Origin of the sequence: Escherichia coli DSM 30083 = JCM 1649 = ATCC 11775 (genome assembly GCF_003697165.2) — a bacterium.
Classification (GTDB): Bacteria; Pseudomonadota; Gammaproteobacteria; order Enterobacterales; family Enterobacteriaceae; genus Escherichia; species Escherichia coli.
Window position 1 is genome coordinate 513,296 of the sequence record NZ_CP033092.2, and the last position, 17,680, is coordinate 530,975.

A 17,680-nucleotide genomic window follows, 5' to 3' on the forward strand; every position below is an offset into this window, starting at 1 on the left:
CCACGAGTTAACCGGACATCACACGTCAGCCTGATGCCCGGTTTACGACATTAACGCATTAGTAGGTAGAGGCTTTCATTGCCGCGTACAATTTGCAGGGCAATGATGGCCGGTTTTGCCGCCAGCACTTTACGCATTTCAGCAATCGAGTTCACCCGATCGCGGTTGACGCCAATGATCACATCGTCTTTTTGCAAGCCAGCCTGAGCAGCTGGGCTTCCTTTGACAACCTCATCGATCTTAATACCTTTGCCACCATCTTTTAGCTGACCATCGCTCAACGTTGCACCTTCCAGCGCTGGCGTGATCATTTCAGCGCTGGCCGACGAAGAGGTGCTGGTATCGAGCGTCACTTCTACTTCCAGTGGTTTGCCGTTACGCAGCAGGCCAAGCTTCACTTTTGTGCCCGGCTCGGTGGTCGCGATACGAGAGCGCAACTCAGCAAAGCTATTCAGCGGTTTGCCGTTGAGGCTGGTAATAATATCGCCCGCTTTGACGCCCGCTTTCGCCGAGCCAGAACCTGGCAACACTTCGCTGACAAACGCGCCACGCTGCACGTCAAGGTTGAAGGCCTTGGCGATATCGGCACTCATCTCGGTGCCTTTGATGCCTAACAGGCCGCGTTTGATTTCTCCAAAGTCGATAAGCTGCTGCGCCAGTGTTCGCGCCATATTACTGGGAATGGCAAATCCAATCCCGACGCTACCGCCGCCAGGCGCAAGGATTGCAGTGTTGATGCCAATTAACTCACCGTTAAGGTTTAACAGTGCACCGCCGGAGTTACCGCGGTTAATGGAAGCATCTGTCTGGATAAAGTTTTCCAGACCTTCAAGATTCAACCCGCTGCGGCCTAATGCGGATATAATGCCAGAGGTGGCGGTTTGCCCAAGGCCAAATGGGTTACCGACCGCCACGGCAAAATCACCGACGCGCAATTTATCGGAGTCGGCAATAGCGATTTGCGTTAATTTGCTCGGGTTTTGAATTTGCAACAGGGCGATATCGCTCTGGTCATCGCTACCAATCAGTTTTGCATCAAACTCGCGCCCATCATTGAGCTGAATACTGATTTTCTGTGCCTGATTAATCACATGGTTGTTGGTCAGCACATAGCCTTTATTGGCGTTGATGATGACACCGGAGCCTAAACCTTCGAAGGGTTGTGCAGGTTGATCCGGTAAATCATCACCAAAAAACTTTTTGAATTCTTCCGGGATTTTCTGTCCCTGACTGGCCGTTCCTTCCACCCGTACGCTCACCACTGCCGGAAGCACTTTTTCCAGCATTGGAGCCAGACTGGGGAGGGGGGCCTGATCGGCAACCTGGCCTGGAATCGACGCGACGGCCTGAAATGACGCCGAGAGAGTTAACCCGACACTTAACGCTAATGCACTCAACAGCTGGGTTTGTTTTTTCATTATTCCTGCTCTCGTACCTGAATGATAAGAAAAGAGATTCAAAACAGTTTGATGTTATTGAATTTTCAGACGGCTAACAATGAGACACCAGATTAAATGATAGTCGGGGAGGGAGAGAAGAGGAGGGCGCAATGGCTGCGCCCGAAAAATAAATTAGTCGCGCTTCGCGCCAGTACGCAGCAGGCCGGATGCGCCTTCAGAATAGTCGCGAGGCATCTGCACCGGTGCCTGATCGTTGCTGGCTTCAGACTCTGCCAGACGATTACGGAACGGGTTTGCTTCCGCAGACAGTTCCGGCAGCAGGCTACTGGAGCTTTTCGCCATGTGCTGATACAGCTGGCGATAGTCGTGCGCCATGGTATCCAGTAATTCCGCGCTGCGGGCAAAGTGGCTAACCAGCTCTTCGCGATACTCGTCCAGTTCAGCTTTATTCTTTTCCAGTTCGTACTGCAACGCCTGTTGCTGGCGTAGTTTACGATTACCAAAACGCATGGCCACAGCACCAATAATGATGCCGACGACTAACCCAATTAGCGCATATTCCCAGGTCATGAACATCTCCCGTTGTCTTTTGTTTCCGTAGGGTGTTGGCTTCAGGCTCCATGCCTGCGGCTGATTATGCCACTATAACCGTTAATTCCACAGAAGTGGAATCCCGACAGCATATCGCGTAGTGTAGAACGGCCTTTTTTTCGTCAACCGTGAACAACGGCGCACCGATTATTCAAGGAATAACAATAAGATCATGCAAAGCGTTACCCCAACATCGCAATACCTGAAGGCGCTCAATGAAGGCAGCCATCAACCCGACGACGTTCAAAAAGAGGCCGTCAGCCGCCTGGAAATTATTTATCAGGAACTCATCAATAGCACGCCACCAGCCCCCAGGACGAGTGGGCTAATGGCGCGGGTCGGTAAGCTGTGGGGTAAACGCGAAGACACAAAGCATATGCCAGTGCGTGGCTTATATATGTGGGGCGGTGTAGGACGCGGGAAAACCTGGCTGATGGACCTTTTCTATCAAAGCCTGCCGGGAGAGCGGAAACAGCGCCTGCACTTTCATCGTTTTATGCTGCGGGTACATGAAGAGCTAACTGCTTTGCAGGGGCAGACCGATCCGCTGGAAATTATTGCCGATCGCTTTAAAGCAGAAACTGACGTGCTCTGTTTTGACGAATTTTTTGTTTCTGATATTACCGACGCCATGCTACTTGGCGGCCTGATGAAAGCCCTGTTCGCTCGCGGAATAACGCTGGTAGCGACGTCAAATATTCCGCCGGACGAACTTTATCGAAATGGCCTGCAACGTGCGCGTTTTTTGCCTGCAATCGATGCTATTAAACGGCATTGTGATGTAATGAACGTGGACGCTGGTGTTGATTATCGACTGCGTACACTCACTCAGGCGCATCTGTGGCTTTCGCCCCTCAACGATGAAACCCGGGCGCAAATGGATAAACTATGGTTGGCGCTGGCGGGGGCGAAACGAGAAAATTCACCGACGTTAGAAATCAACCATCGGCCATTGGCGACAATGGGCGTCGAGAACCAGACGCTGGCGGTTTCTTTTACTACGCTGTGCGTCGACGCCCGCAGTCAGCATGACTATATTGCGCTCTCACGCCTCTTTCACACGGTCATGTTGTTTGATGTACCAGTTATGACGCGGTTGATGGAGAGCGAAGCGCGGCGCTTTATTGCGCTGGTGGATGAGTTTTACGAGCGCCATGTCAAATTAGTGGTGAGTGCAGAAGTGCCGCTGTATGAAATTTATCAGGGCGAGCGGCTGAAGTTTGAGTTCCAGCGTTGCCTGTCACGTCTGCAAGAGATGCAAAGCGAAGAGTATTTGAAGCGCGAGCATTTGGCGGGGTAAAACCTGCCACAAATCACAAAAAGGGGTCGATCTTTGACCCCGACTTCTCTATAATCCTGCGACCCCACGTTACAAGAAAGTTTTTTTTCCCGAAACTTTTTGTGTGCTGGCATAGGCTATTCGAAGGGGTAGGTTTGCCGGACTTTGTCGTGTGAACCTCAACAATTGAAGACGTTTGGGTGTTCACCAACGTGTAACTATTTATTGGGTAAGCTTTTAATGAAAACTTTTACAGCTAAACCAGAAACCGTAAAACGCGACTGGTATGTTGTTGACGCGACCGGTAAAACTCTGGGCCGTCTGGCTACTGAACTGGCTCGTCGCCTGCGCGGTAAGCACAAAGCGGAATACACTCCGCACGTAGATACCGGTGATTACATCATCGTTCTGAACGCTGACAAAGTTGCTGTAACCGGCAACAAGCGTACTGACAAAGTGTACTATCACCACACCGGCCACATCGGTGGTATCAAACAAGCGACCTTTGAAGAGATGATTGCTCGCCGTCCTGAGCGTGTGATTGAAATCGCGGTTAAAGGCATGTTGCCAAAAGGCCCGCTGGGTCGTGCTATGTTCCGTAAACTGAAAGTTTACGCGGGTAACGAGCACAACCACGCGGCACAGCAACCGCAAGTTCTTGACATCTAATCGGGATTATAGGCAATGGCTGAAAATCAATACTACGGCACTGGTCGCCGCAAAAGTTCCGCAGCTCGCGTTTTCATCAAACCGGGCAACGGTAAAATCGTAATCAACCAACGTTCTCTGGAACAGTACTTCGGTCGTGAAACTGCCCGCATGGTAGTTCGTCAGCCGCTGGAACTGGTCGACATGGTTGAGAAACTGGACCTGTACATCACCGTTAAAGGTGGTGGTATCTCTGGTCAGGCTGGTGCGATCCGTCACGGTATCACCCGCGCTCTGATGGAATACGACGAGTCCCTGCGTTCTGAACTGCGTAAAGCTGGCTTCGTTACTCGTGACGCTCGTCAGGTTGAACGTAAGAAAGTCGGTCTGCGTAAAGCACGTCGTCGTCCGCAGTTCTCCAAACGTTAATTGGCTTCTGCTCCGGCAGAAAACAATTTGCGAAAAAACCCGCTTCGGCGGGTTTTTTTATGGCTAAAATCTGCATCAGCGTAAAAAATGGAAAGTTGCTTTTTGCTGCCACCTGACAGACAGGTAAAACAAAAACCACATTGCCAATAAGGGACTAAGTCAACTATTTCAGACTAAAGCGCATCTCTTTTTCCCCATTTCCGGCATCGACTCACCACAAAGGTCGCAAAATCTGGTAAACTATCATCCAATTTTCTGCCCAAATGTCGGGTATTGCTCATTTTTTGTTTGATTTTCGAACAAAGAGAGTCGTTCCTTACTGGGTAACACAACTTCTGACTGGCCACCTGGTGGCTGGTAGCAGTAAAAATTCTGACTATACCTGGAGGTTTTCATGGCTGTCGCTGCCAACAAACGTTCGGTAATGACGCTGTTTTCCGGTCCTACTGACATCTATAGCCATCAGGTCCGCATTGTGCTGGCTGAGAAAGGTGTAAGTTTCGAGATCGAACACGTGGAAAAGGACAATCCGCCTCAGGATCTGATTGACCTCAACCCGAATCAGAGCGTTCCGACCCTGGTGGATCGTGAGCTGACCCTGTGGGAATCTCGCATCATTATGGAATATCTGGATGAGCGTTTCCCGCATCCGCCACTGATGCCTGTTTACCCGGTAGCTCGCGGTGAAAGCCGTCTGTACATGCATCGCATCGAAAAAGACTGGTACACGCTGATGAACACCATCATCAACGGTTCAGCTTCTGAAGCAGATGCCGCACGTAAGCAACTGCGCGAAGAACTGCTGGCGATTGCGCCGGTCTTCGGTCAGAAGCCGTACTTCCTGAGCGATGAGTTCAGCCTGGTCGATTGCTACCTTGCTCCGCTGCTGTGGCGTCTGCCGCAACTGGGCATCGAGTTCAGCGGTCCGGGTGCGAAAGAGCTGAAAGGCTATATGACCCGCGTCTTTGAGCGTGACTCTTTCCTTGCTTCTTTAACTGAAGCTGAACGTGAAATGCGTCTGGGCCGGAGTTAATCTGTATGGATTTGTCACAGCTAACACCACGTCGTCCCTATCTGCTGCGTGCATTCTATGAGTGGTTGCTGGATAACCAGCTCACGCCGCACTTGGTGGTGGATGTGACGCTCCCTGGCGTGCAGGTTCCTATGGAATATGCGCGTGACGGGCAAATCGTACTCAACATTGCTCCGCGAGCTGTCGGCAATCTGGAACTGGCGAATGATGAGGTGCGCTTTAACGCGCGCTTTGGTGGCATTCCGCGTCAGGTTTCTGTGCCGCTGGCTGCCGTGCTGGCTATCTACGCCCGTGAAAATGGTGCAGGCACGATGTTTGAGCCTGAAGCTGCCTACGATGAAGATGCCAGCATCATGAATGATGAAGAGGCATCGGCAGACAACGAAACCGTTATGTCGGTTATCGATGGCGACAAGCCAGATCACGATGATGAAACTCATCCTGACGATGAACCTCCGCAGCCACCACGCGGTGGTCGACCGGCATTACGCGTTGTGAAGTAAAATGAAAACAGGCCCATGTGGCCTGTTTTGCTATCTGTCATCTTTTCGCCTGACTTTGATACTGTGCTACGATAGCGTCGTTATTATCCGCTAACGCATTTTCCTGAATGAGTCCTATGAACGCATTTGATCCGCAAGCTGAAGATTCTACTACCACTATCGGGCGCAACTTGCGCAGCCGCCCGCTGGCGCGTAAAAAACTCTCCGAAATGGTGGAAGAAGAGCTGGAACAGATGATCCGCCGTCGTGAATTTGGCGAAGGTGAACAATTACCGTCTGAACGCGAACTGATGGCGTTCTTTAACGTCGGGCGTCCTTCGGTGCGCGAAGCGCTGGCAGCGTTAAAACGCAAAGGTCTGGTGCAAATAAACAACGGCGAACGTGCCCGCGTCTCACGTCCTTCTGCGGACACCATCATCGGCGAGCTTTCCGGCATGGCGAAAGATTTCCTTTCTCATCCTGGTGGGATTGCCCATTTCGAACAATTACGTCTGTTCTTTGAATCCAGCCTGGTGCGCTATGCGGCTGAACACGCCACCGATGAGCAAATCGATTTGCTGGCAAAAGCACTGGAAATCAACAGTCAGTCGCTGGATAACAACGCAGCATTCATTCGCTCAGACGTTGATTTCCACCGCGTTCTGGCGGAGATCCCCGGTAACCCAATCTTCATGGCGATCCACGTTGCCCTGCTCGACTGGCTAATCGCCGCACGTCCAACCGTGGCCGATCAGGCTCTGCATGAGCATAACAACGTTAGCTATCAACAGCATATTGCGATCGTTGACGCGATCCGCCGTCATGATCCTGACGAAGCCGATCGCGCGTTGCAATCGCATCTCAACAGCGTCTCTGCTACCTGGCACGCCTTCGGTCAGACCACCAACAAAAAGAAATAATGCCACTTTAGTGAAGCAGATCGCATTATAAGCTTTCTGTATGGGGTGTTGCTTAATTGATCTGGTATAACAGGTATAAAGGTATATCGTTTATCAGACAAGCATCACTTCAGAGGTATTTATGGCAACGAATTTACGTGGCGTAATGGCTGCACTCCTGACTCCTTTTGACCAACAACAAGCACTGGATAAAGCGAGTCTGCGCCGCCTGGTTCAGTTCAATATTCAGCAGGGCATCGACGGTTTGTACGTGGGTGGTTCGACAGGCGAAGCCTTTGTACAGAGCCTTTCAGAGCGTGAACAGGTACTGGAAATCGTCGCTGAAGAGGCGAAAGGTAAGATTAAACTCATCGCCCACGTCGGTTGCGTCAGCACCGCCGAAAGCCAACAACTTGCGGCATCGGCTAAACGTTATGGCTTCGATGCCGTCTCCGCCGTCACGCCGTTCTACTATCCTTTCAGCTTTGAAGAACACTGCGATCACTATCGGGCAATTATTGATTCGGCGGATGGGTTGCCGATGGTGGTGTACAACATTCCAGCCCTGAGCGGGGTAAAACTGACCCTGGATCAGATTAACACTCTGGTTACGCTGCCTGGTGTAGGTGCGCTGAAACAGACCTCTGGCGATCTCTATCAGATGGAGCAGATCCGTCGTGAACATCCTGATCTGGTGCTCTATAACGGTTACGACGAAATCTTCGCCTCTGGTCTTCTGGCGGGCGCAGACGGCGGTATCGGCAGCACTTACAACATCATGGGCTGGCGTTATCAGGGGATCGTGAAGGCGCTGAAAGAAGGCGATATCCAGACCGCGCAGAAACTGCAAACTGAGTGCAACAAAGTCATTGATTTACTGATCAAAACGGGCGTATTCCGCGGCCTGAAAACTGTCCTGCATTATATGGATGTCGTTTCTGTGCCGCTGTGCCGCAAACCGTTTGGTCCGGTAGATGAAAAATATCTGCCAGAACTGAAGGCGCTGGCCCAGCAGTTGATGCAAGAGCGCGGGTGAGTTGTTTCCCCTCGCTCGCCCCTACCGGGTGAGGGGAAATAAACGCATCTGTACCCTACAATTTTCATACCAAAGCGTGTGGGCATCGCCCACCGCGGGAGACTCACAATGAGTACTACAACCCAGAATATCCCGTGGTATCGCCATCTTAACCGCGCACAATGGCGGGCATTTTCCGCTGCCTGGTTGGGATATCTGCTTGACGGTTTTGATTTCGTTTTAATCGCCCTGGTACTCACCGAAGTACAGGGTGAATTCGGGCTGACGACGGTGCAGGCGGCAAGTCTGATCTCCGCAGCCTTTATCTCTCGCTGGTTCGGCGGCCTGATGCTCGGCGCTATGGGTGACCGCTACGGGCGTCGTCTGGCAATGGTCACCAGCATCGTTCTCTTCTCGGCCGGGACGCTGGCCTGCGGCTTTGCGCCAGGCTACATCACCATGTTTATCGCTCGTCTGGTCATCGGCATGGGGATGGCGGGTGAATACGGTTCCAGCGCCACCTATGTCATTGAAAGCTGGCCAAAGCATCTGCGTAACAAAGCCAGTGGTTTTCTGATTTCAGGCTTCTCAGTGGGGGCCGTCGTTGCCGCTCAGGTCTATAGTCTGGTGGTTCCGGTCTGGGGCTGGCGTGCGCTGTTCTTTATCGGCATTTTGCCAATCATCTTTGCTCTCTGGCTGCGTAAAAACATCCCGGAAGCGGAAGACTGGAAAGAGAAACACGGGGGTAAAGCACCAGTACGCACGATGGTAGACATTCTCTACCGTGGTGAACATCGCATTGCCAATATCGTAATGACACTGGCGGCGGCTACTGCGCTGTGGTTCTGCTTCGCCGGTAACCTGCAAAATGCCGCGATCGTCGCTGTTCTTGGGCTGTTATGCGCCGCAATTTTTATCAGCTTTATGGTGCAGAGTACGGGCAAACGCTGGCCAACGGGCGTAATGCTGATGGTGGTCGTGTTGTTCGCTTTCCTCTACTCATGGCCGATTCAGGCGCTGCTGCCAACGTATCTGAAAACCGATCTGGCTTATGACCCGCATACTGTCGCCAATGTGCTGTTCTTTAGTGGCTTTGGCGCGGCGGTGGGGTGCTGCGTCGGGGGCTTCCTCGGTGACTGGCTGGGAACCCGCAAAGCGTACGTTTGTAGTCTGCTGGCCTCGCAGCTGCTGATTATTCCGGTATTTGCGATTGGCGGCGCAAACGTCTGGGTGCTCGGTCTGTTACTGTTCTTCCAGCAAATGCTTGGACAAGGGATCGCCGGGATCTTACCGAAACTGATTGGCGGTTATTTCGATACCGACCAGCGTGCAGCGGGCCTGGGCTTTACCTACAACGTTGGCGCATTGGGCGGTGCACTGGCCCCAATCCTCGGCGCGTTGATCGCTCAACGTCTGGATCTGGGTACTGCGCTGGCATCGCTCTCGTTCAGTCTGACATTTGTGGTGATCCTGCTGATTGGTCTGGATATGCCTTCTCGTGTTCAGCGTTGGCTGCGCCCGGAAGCATTGCGTACTCATGACGCTATCGACGGCAAACCATTTAGCGGTGCCGTGCCGTTTGGCAGCGCCAAAAACGATTTAGTCAAAACCAAAAGTTAATCCTGTTGCCCGGTCTCTGTACCGGGCCTTTCGCTAAGGGAAGATGTATGTCGTTACTTGCACAACTGGATCAAAAAATCGCTGCTAACGGTGGCCTGATTGTCTCCTGCCAGCCGGTTCCGGACAGCCCGCTCGATAAACCCGAAATCGTTGCCGCCATGGCATTAGCGGCAGAGCAGGCGGGCGCGGTCGCCATTCGTATTGAAGGTGTGGCAAATCTGCAAGCCACGCGTGCGGTGGTGAGCGTGCCGATTATTGGGATTGTGAAGCGCGATCTGGAGGATTCTCCGGTACGCATCACGGCCTATATTGAAGATGTTGATGCGCTGGCGCAGGCGGGCGCGGACATTATCGCGATTGACGGCACCGACCGACCGCGTCCGGTGCCAGTTGAAACGCTGCTGGCACGTATTCACCATCACGGTTTACTGGCGATGACCGACTGCTCAACGCCGGAAGACGGCCTGGCATGCCAAAAGCTGGGAGCCGAAATTATTGGCACTACGCTTTCTGGCTATACTACGCCTGAAACGCCAGAAGAGCCGGATCTGGCGCTGGTGAAAACGTTGAGTGACGCCGGATGCCGGGTGATTGCCGAAGGGCGTTACAACACGCCTGCTCAGGCGGCGGATGCGATGCGCCACGGCGCGTGGGCGGTGACGGTCGGTTCTGCCATTACGCGTCTTGAACACATTTGTCAGTGGTACAACACAGCGATGAAAAAGGCGGTGCTATGACCACACTGGCGATTGATATCGGCGGTACTAAACTTGCCGCCGCGCTGATTGGCGCTGACGGGCAGATCCGCGATCGCCGAGAACTTCCTACGCCTGCCAGCCAGACTCCGCAGGCGCTGCGTGATGCCTTATCCGCATTAGTCTCTCCGTTGCAAGCACATGCGCAGCGGGTTGCCATCGCTTCAACCGGAATTATTCGCGACGGCAGCTTGTTGGCGCTGAATCCGCATAATCTCGGTGGATTGTTACACTTTCCGTTAGTCAAAACGCTGGAGCAACTTACCAATTTGCCGACCATTGCCATTAATGATGCGCAGGCCGCAGCATGGGCGGAGTATCAGGCGCTGGATGGCGATATAACCGATATGGTTTTTATCACTGTTTCCACCGGCGTTGGCGGCGGTGTAGTGAGCGGCGGTAAACTGCGTACCGGCCCTGGCGGTCTGGCGGGGCATATCGGGCATACGCTTGCCGATCCGCATGGTCCAGCCTGCGGCTGTGGACGCACAGGTTGCGTGGAAGCGATTGCTTCTGGTCGCGGCATTGCAACGGCAGCGCAGGGGGAGTTGGCTGGTGCGAATGCGAAAACTATTTTCACGCGCGCCGGGCAGGGTGATGAGCAGGCGCAGCAACTGATTCACCGCTCCGCACGTACGCTTGCAAGGCTGATCGCTGATATTAAAGCCACAACTGATTGCCAGTGCGTGGTGGTCGGTGGCAGCGTTGGTCTGGCAGAAGGGTATCTGGCGCTGGTGGAAACGTATCTGGCGCAGGAGCCAGCGGCATTTCATGTTGATTTACTGGCGGCGCACTACCGCCACGATGCAGGTTTACTTGGGGCTGCGCTGTTGGCCCAGGGAGAAATATTATGATGATGGGTGAAGTACAGTCATTACCGTCTGCCGGATTACATCCTGCGTTACAGGACGCGTTAACGTTGGCATTAGCTGCCAGACCGCAAGAAAAAGCGCCTGGCCGTTACGAATTACAGGGCGACAATATCTTTATGAATGTCATGACATTTAATACTCAATCGCCTGTTGAGAAAAAAGCCGAATTGCACGAACAATACATTGATATCCAGCTGTTATTAAACGGTGAGGAACGGATTCTGTTTGGCATGGCAGGCACTGCGCGTCAGTGTGAAGAGTTCCACCATGAAGATGATTATCAGCTTTGCAGCGCCATTGAAAACGAGCAAGCCATCATCCTGAAACCGGGAATGTTCGCCGTGTTTATGCCAGGAGAACCGCATAAACCGGGATGCGTTGTTGGCGAACCTGGTGAGATTAAAAAGGTGGTAGTGAAGATTAAGGCTGATTTAATGGCTTAAAATTTAGTTGGATCGCTCGTTTTATAAATTCGCCAGACACTGTCTGGCGAATTTATTGTTACCTCGCTTAAACTTCCAGCCAGTTCATAATGCCGTCCGCCGCTTTGCGACCTTCGGCAATGGCGGTAACGACCAGATCGGAACCACGGACGATATCGCCGCCAGCAAAGATTTTCGGGTTGCTGGTCTGGAAGGCGTTGTCGCTGCCTTCCGGGGCGATGATGCGGCCTTGTGAATCCAGCTCGACGCTGTGTTTTGCCAGCCATTCCATGTTGTGTGGACGGAAACCAAACGCCATGATCACCGCATCTGCCGGAACGATATGTTCTGACCCTGCCACGATCTCCGCGCGGCGACGGCCTTTGGCATCCGGTTCGCCCATTTCTGTGCGCACCATTTTCACGCCGCTGACTTTGCCGTTACCGTTCACTTCAATCCCCAGTGGCTGGATGTTGAATTTGAACTCTACACCTTCTTCCCGCGCGTTTTTCACTTCGCGGCGGGAACCTGGCATGTTCTCTTCATCACGACGATAGGCACAGGTAACGTGCTTTGCACCCTGGCGTACAGACGTGCGCACACAGTCCATCGCGGTATCGCCACCGCCAAGTACTACCACGCGTTTACCTTCCATGCTGACGAACGGTTCGTCGTTGGTTTCACCAAAGCCCATTAACTGTTTGGTGTTGGCGATAAGGAACGGCAGCGCTGCGTACACGCCATCGGCGTCTTCGTTTTCCAGCCCGCCGCGCATTGACTGATAAGTCCCGACGCCAAGGAACACGGCATCGTAATCACTCAGCAGGTCGTCCAGCTGTACGTCGCGGCCCACTTCGGTATTGAGTTTGAATTCAATACCCATACCGGTGAAGATTTCACGGCGGCGCGTCATTACCTCTTTTTCTAACTTGAAGGCCGGAATACCGAAGGTCAGCAATCCGCCAATTTCCGGGTGACGGTCGAAGACGACCGCTTTTACGCCGTTGCGCGTCAGGACATCCGCGCACGCCAGACCCGCCGGGCCAGCGCCGATAATCGCCACTTTTTTACCGGTTTGTTTCACGCCGGACATATCCGGACGCCAGCCCATCTCGAACGCTTTATCGTTGATATAGCGCTCAATGTTGCCGATGGTCACTGCGCCAAACTCATCGTTCAGGGTGCAGGAACCTTCGCACAGACGGTCTTGCGGGCAGACACGTCCGCACACTTCCGGCAGGGTATTGGTCTGATGCGACAGTTCCGCCGCTTCAAAAATACGCCCCTCGTTGGCGAGCTTCAGCCAGTTCGGGATGTAGTTGTGTACCGGGCATTTCCACTCGCAGTATGGGTTGCCGCACGACAGGCAGCGGTCAGCCTGCGCTTTGGCCTGGCCTTCGGAAAACGGCTCGTAAATTTCAACAAACTCAATTTTGCGGATCTTCAGCGGTTTCTTTGGCGGATCAACGCGCTGCAGGTCGATAAATTGATAAACATTCTGACTCATTGTTGCTACCCCTTACTGCGCCTGCACGCGCAACTCTGCTGCGCTACGACTACGGTGACCCAGCAGTGCTTTTACATCACTGGACTTCGGTTTAACCAGCGCGAATTTCGTGGCGAAGGTTGACCAGTTCGCCAGAATCTCTTCACCACGCTGGGAACCGGTATGCTGCACATGCTCGGTGATAAGACCACGCAGATGCTCTTCATGGATCGCCAAATCGTCAACGCTTAAGACCTCGACCAGTTCCGGGTTAACGCGTTTGCGGAAATCGCCGCTTTCATCGAGAACGTAAGCGAAGCCACCGGTCATGCCCGCGCCGAAGTTAACGCCGGTTTTACCCAGAATACAGACAATACCGCCCGTCATATATTCACAGCCGTTGTCGCCAATGCCTTCTACCACGGTGATAGCACCGGAGTTACGCACGCCGAAACGTTCACCCGCGCGGCCTGCGGCATACAGACGACCTCCGGTCGCGCCATACAGGCAGGTGTTGCCGATAATGCTTGCTTCATGGCTGCGGAAGGCTGAGCCAACCGGAGGACGAATGGCAATTAAGCCGCCCGCCATGCCTTTACCGACATAGTCGTTAGCATCGCCGGTCAGATACAGTTCCACGCCGCCTGCGTTCCACACACCGAAGCTCTGGCCTGCGGTGCCGTTGAAGTACGCCTTGATCGGATCGGCTGCCAGCCCCTGATCGCCGTGCGTCTGGGCGATATAGCCTGAAAGCGATGCGCCGACAGAACGGTCGGTGTTGCGGATATCGAACCAGAAGGTTTTGCTCTGGCGTTCATCAACAAACGGTTTCGCCTGTTGCAGCAACTGCGCGTTCAGCAGGCCGTTATCAAACGGCGGGTTGTTTTCGGTGCAGTAGAGCGCCTTACCTGGATGCGGCTCGGCAGTCTCCAGCAGCTTCGACAGCGCCAGTTTCTGCTGTTTGGCGGTGAAACCGTCCAGCTCTTTCAGCAGGTCGGTGCGACCAATCAGATCCACCAGACGTGTTACGCCCAGCTGTGCCATCAGCTCGCGGGTTTCACGGGCGATAAACTCAAAGTAATTCGTCACTTTGAACGGCAGGCCGTGATAGTGATTCTTACGCAGTTTGTCATCCTGAGTTGCTACACCCGTAGCGCAGTTGTTCAGGTGGCAAATTCGCAGATATTTACAACCGAGCGCGACCATTGGGCCAGTGCCGAAGCCGAAGCTTTCTGCGCCGAGAATCGCCGCTTTGATGATATCAACGCCCGTTTTCAGGCCGCCATCAACCTGCAAACGAATTTTATGACGTAAACCGTTGGCAACCAGCGCCTGTTGGGTTTCCACCAGGCCGAGTTCCCACGGACAGCCTGCGTATTTCACCGATGAAAGCGGACTTGCGCCGGTGCCGCCGTCATAGCCTGCGATGGTGATCAAGTCCGCATAAGCTTTCGCCACGCCGGTCGCGATGGTGCCGACGCCCGGTTCGGACACCAGCTTCACGGAGATCATCGCTTTCGGGTTAACCTGCTTGAGGTCGAAAATGAGCTGCGCTAAGTCCTCGATAGAGTAGATATCATGGTGCGGCGGCGGGGAGATCAGCGTCACGCCCGGCACCGAATAGCGCAGTTTGGCAATGTAAGGAGTGACTTTATCACCCGGCAACTGACCGCCTTCTCCCGGCTTCGCGCCCTGGGCGACTTTAATCTGAATGACGTCGGCATTGACCAGATACGCCGGAGTAACGCCGAAGCGACCGGACGCCACCTGCTTGATGCGCGACACTTTGTTAGTGCCATAGCGCGCCGGGTCTTCACCGCCTTCGCCGGAGTTTGAGTTACCGCCGATGCTGTTCATCGCTTCCGCCAGCGCCTCGTGGGCTTCCGGGCTTAACGCGCCGATAGACATCGCGGCGGTATCGAAGCGTTTAAACAGTTCGCTTGCCGGTTCAACATCAGCAATGTTGACCGCGTTTTCACCCGGCGTAATTGCCAGCAGATCGCGTAGCGTGGTTGCCGGACGCTCATTAACCAGCTTCGCGTATTCCTGATAGTCGCTATACTCGCCGCTTTGTACCGCCTGCTGCAGTGTGCGCACCACGTCCGGGTTGTAGGCGTGGTATTCGCCGCCGTGCACGTATTTCAGCAGGCCGCCCTGGCTGATGGGCTTGCGCGCCAGCCAGGCACGTTTCGACAGATTCAGCAGATCCTGCTGGAAGTCTTCAAAGCTCGCCCCGCCAATGCGGCTAACCGCGCCCTGGAAGCACAGGCCTACGACATCATCGTGCAGACCGACCGCTTCAAACAGTTTCGAGCAGCGGTAAGAGGCGATGGTGGAGATGCCCATTTTGGACATGATTTTGTACAAGCCTTTGTTGATGCCGTTACGGTAGTTGAGCATCACGGTACGATAATCTTTGGCAATCGCGTGGGTGTCTACCAGGCGGCCCAGCGTTTCATAGGCAAGGTACGGATAAATAGCCGTCGCACCGAAGCCCAGCAACACGGCGAAGTGGTGCGGATCACGGGCGCTGGCGGTTTCTACGATGATGTTGGCATCGCAACGCAGGCTTTGCTCGACAAGACGGGTCTGGATCGCGCCAACCGCCATCGGAGCCGGAACCGGCAGGCGATCTTTAGCGATATTCCGGTCGGAGAGCACCAGCAGCACGGTGCCACTACGTACCATTTTTTCGGCTTTGTCGCACAGCTCTTTCACCGTCGCTTCGAGCGTGGTTTTAGTGACGTCAAAGGTGATATCCAGCGTATCTGCGCGGTAGTGATCCTCTTTCATCGTCGTGAGCTGTTTGAAATCGGAATAGAGCAGAATCGGCGATTTAAAGCTTAAACGGTGCGCCTGGCCTTCTGCTTCACAGAAGACGTTCATTTCACGACCGATACTGGTGGCGAGCGACATAACATGCGCTTCGCGCAGCGGGTCGATTGGCGGGTTGGTTACCTGAGCAAACTGCTGGCGGAAGTAGTCGTAAATAATGCGCGGCTGGCTGGAGAGCACGGCGAATGGGGTGTCGTCGCCCATCGAACCGACCGCTTCCTGACCGTTTTCACCCAGTACGCGGATCACCGAATCCAGCTCTTCCGCGCTGTAGTTAAATTGTTTCTGGTAGCTGGCAAGCGTGTCGTCGTCCAGTTCGCGGCTACCCACTTCTTCATCGGGCAGATCTTCAAACGGTACCAGACGGCGGACGTTTTTCTCCATCCACTCTTTATAGGGATGGCGGCTTTTCAGGTCATCATCGGTTTCTGCCGAGTGTAGAATGCGCCCACTGCGAGTGTCGATCACCATCAGTTCGCCTGGCCCTACGCGGCCTTTTTCGACCACTTCGTCAGGCTGATAATCCCAGATACCGACTTCAGAGGCGCAGGTGATCAGTTTATCTTTGGTGATGACGTAGCGTGCCGGACGCAGACCGTTACGGTCGAGGTTACAGGCGGCGAAACGGCCATCGGACATCACGATCCCTGCCGGACCATCCCACGGCTCCATATGCATGGAGTTAAAGTCAAAGAAGGCACGCAGTTCCGGGTCCATATCCGGGTTGTTCTGCCAGGCGGGTGGTACTAACAGACGCATGGCACGGATGATATCCATCCCGCCTGCCAGCAGGAGTTCCAGCATGTTATCCATCGAACTGGAGTCAGAGCCGGTTTCGTTGACGAACGGCGCGGCGTCGTGCAGGTCAGGGATCAGCGGCGTCTGGAATTTATAGGTACGCGCACGCGCCCATTGGCGGTTACCAGTGATGGTGTTGATTTCACCGTTATGCGCGAGGTAGCGGAACGGCTGCGCCAGCGGCCAGCGCGGTACGGTGTTAGTGGAAAAGCGCTGGTGAAACAGGCAGATGGCCGATTCCAGACGCAGGTCAGCGAGGTCCAGGTAGAAGCGCGGCAGATCCGCCGGCATACACAGACCTTTATAAATATTGACCAGATTCGACAGGCTACAGACGTAGAAGTCTTTGTCGGCTTCGAGACGCTTTTCAATGCGGCGGCGGGCGATAAACAGACGGCGCTCCATATCGCGCGGACGCCAGCCTGCCGGGGCGTTCACAAAAATTTGCTCAATGCGTGGCAGAGAGGAGAGGGCGATTTCACCCAGCACGCCTTCGTTAGTGGGGACATCACGCCAGCCCACAATCGACAACGTTTCGCGTTGCAGCTCTTCTTCAACGATGCGGCGTGCGGCAGCGGCGAGTTCAGGATCTTTATTCAGGAAGAGCATCCCGACGGCGTAGTTTTTTGCTAAACGCCAGCCGCGCTCCTGCGCAACGATGCGAAAAAAACGATCCGGTTTTTGTAACAGCAAGCCGCAACCGTCACCGGTTTTACCATCGGCGAGAATCGCGCCACGGTGCTGCATGCGGGCCAGTGCGTGTATTGCAGTACGCACTACCTTGTGGCTAGGTTCGCCTTCTATGTGGGCGATCAGGCCGAAACCACAGTTATCCCTCTCAAGGGATTTATCGTACAACATATCGTGAACCTCCCCCAGGCTCTGCGGGAACCCCACTTCCGAACCGCTGCGCACGGGCACAGTAAGAGCGTGGCGACGGGGTTTGCGTGTCATACGCGCGCCTCGCATTCGCCCCCTTGTTGTCCTTTTCGCATCGGTTAATACGGTGAAGAGGGGATCTCAATTACTGCATAAATATGATGAGCAGGCTGCTCATCCAGAAAGCTTCCAGCGGATTTCCAACTTATCGGGAAAGCTGATACAGGTCAAATGGCA

15 protein-coding genes are annotated in these 17,680 nt (G+C 54.0%); 11 read left to right on the forward strand and 4 right to left on the reverse strand.

Annotated features, from left to right (window positions below):
- Positions 1-50 precede the first annotated feature (50 nt).
- Together degQ and zapG are read right to left on the reverse strand one after the other, a co-directional pair.
- Positions 51-1,418, reverse strand: a complete 1,368-nt coding sequence (gene degQ / locus EAS44_RS03310; RefSeq protein WP_001298588.1) for a serine endoprotease DegQ — start codon at positions 1,416-1,418, stop codon at positions 51-53.
- Positions 1,419-1,571: 153 nt separating this feature from the next.
- Positions 1,572-1,970, reverse strand: coding sequence for a Z-ring associated protein ZapG (gene zapG / locus EAS44_RS03315; RefSeq protein WP_001295270.1), 399 nt, complete (start codon positions 1,968-1,970; stop codon positions 1,572-1,574).
- Positions 1,971-2,163: 193 nt separating this feature from the next.
- Here zapG and zapE point away from each other — a divergent pair, with 193 nt between their 5' ends.
- The 11 genes from zapE to nanQ all read left to right on the forward strand — a co-directional run bounded on the left by zapE (position 2,164) and on the right by nanQ (position 11,466).
- Entirely contained in the window at positions 2,164-3,291 is a 1,128-nt protein-coding gene (gene zapE, locus EAS44_RS03320; protein WP_001192324.1) for a cell division protein ZapE, read from the forward strand.
- A gap of 219 nt (positions 3,292-3,510) precedes the next feature.
- Positions 3,511-3,939 carry a 50S ribosomal protein L13 gene (gene rplM, locus EAS44_RS03325; RefSeq protein WP_000847559.1) on the forward strand — a complete coding sequence of 143 codons (429 nt, stop codon included), beginning with the start codon at positions 3,511-3,513 and terminating at the stop codon, positions 3,937-3,939.
- Between the two features lie 15 nt (positions 3,940-3,954).
- A complete protein-coding gene (gene rpsI / locus EAS44_RS03330) occupies positions 3,955-4,347 on the forward strand; it encodes a 30S ribosomal protein S9 (protein WP_000829818.1) in 393 nt (130 codons plus the stop codon).
- A 394-nt stretch (positions 4,348-4,741) separates the two neighbouring features.
- On the forward strand, positions 4,742-5,380 hold the full coding sequence (sspA, locus tag EAS44_RS03335; protein ID WP_000257293.1) for a stringent starvation protein SspA: 639 nt from the start codon (positions 4,742-4,744) through the stop codon (positions 5,378-5,380).
- Between the two features lie 5 nt (positions 5,381-5,385).
- A complete protein-coding gene (gene sspB, locus EAS44_RS03340) occupies positions 5,386-5,883 on the forward strand; it encodes a ClpXP protease specificity-enhancing factor (RefSeq protein WP_000366127.1) in 498 nt (165 codons plus the stop codon).
- Between the two features lie 107 nt (positions 5,884-5,990).
- The gene (gene nanR, locus EAS44_RS03345; RefSeq protein WP_000074795.1) at positions 5,991-6,782 is read left to right on the forward strand and encodes a transcriptional regulator NanR; all 792 of its coding nucleotides are present in this window, start codon (positions 5,991-5,993) and stop codon (positions 6,780-6,782) included.
- Between the two features lie 121 nt (positions 6,783-6,903).
- Positions 6,904-7,797 carry an N-acetylneuraminate lyase gene (gene nanA / locus EAS44_RS03350; RefSeq protein WP_000224714.1) on the forward strand — a complete coding sequence of 298 codons (894 nt, stop codon included), beginning with the start codon at positions 6,904-6,906 and terminating at the stop codon, positions 7,795-7,797.
- Positions 7,798-7,905: 108 nt separating this feature from the next.
- Positions 7,906-9,396 carry a sialic acid transporter NanT gene (gene nanT / locus EAS44_RS03355; RefSeq protein ID WP_000108476.1) on the forward strand — a complete coding sequence of 497 codons (1,491 nt, stop codon included), beginning with the start codon at positions 7,906-7,908 and terminating at the stop codon, positions 9,394-9,396.
- 47 nt (positions 9,397-9,443) lie between these two features.
- A complete protein-coding gene (nanE, locus tag EAS44_RS03360) occupies positions 9,444-10,133 on the forward strand; it encodes an N-acetylmannosamine-6-phosphate 2-epimerase (RefSeq protein WP_000054239.1) in 690 nt (229 codons plus the stop codon).
- Positions 10,130-11,005, forward strand: a complete 876-nt coding sequence (gene nanK / locus EAS44_RS03365; protein WP_000209056.1) for an N-acetylmannosamine kinase — start codon at positions 10,130-10,132, stop codon at positions 11,003-11,005. Before nanE ends, nanK begins: the two co-directional genes overlap by 4 nt.
- The gene (gene nanQ / locus EAS44_RS03370; protein WP_000979874.1) at positions 11,002-11,466 is read left to right on the forward strand and encodes an N-acetylneuraminate anomerase; all 465 of its coding nucleotides are present in this window, start codon (positions 11,002-11,004) and stop codon (positions 11,464-11,466) included. Before nanK ends, nanQ begins: the two co-directional genes overlap by 4 nt.
- Before the next feature lie 67 nt (positions 11,467-11,533).
- On the opposite strand, the gene gltD is transcribed toward nanQ, so the two are convergent.
- Together gltD and gltB are read right to left on the reverse strand one after the other, a co-directional pair.
- A complete protein-coding gene (gene gltD, locus EAS44_RS03375) occupies positions 11,534-12,952 on the reverse strand; it encodes a glutamate synthase subunit GltD (protein ID WP_000081665.1) in 1,419 nt (472 codons plus the stop codon).
- Positions 12,953-12,964: 12 nt separating this feature from the next.
- Positions 12,965-17,425: a glutamate synthase large subunit gene (gene gltB / locus EAS44_RS03380; protein WP_001351033.1), complete on the reverse strand. Its 4,461-nt coding sequence runs from the start codon at positions 17,423-17,425 to the stop codon at positions 12,965-12,967.
- Positions 17,426-17,680: the final 255 nt, after the last annotated feature.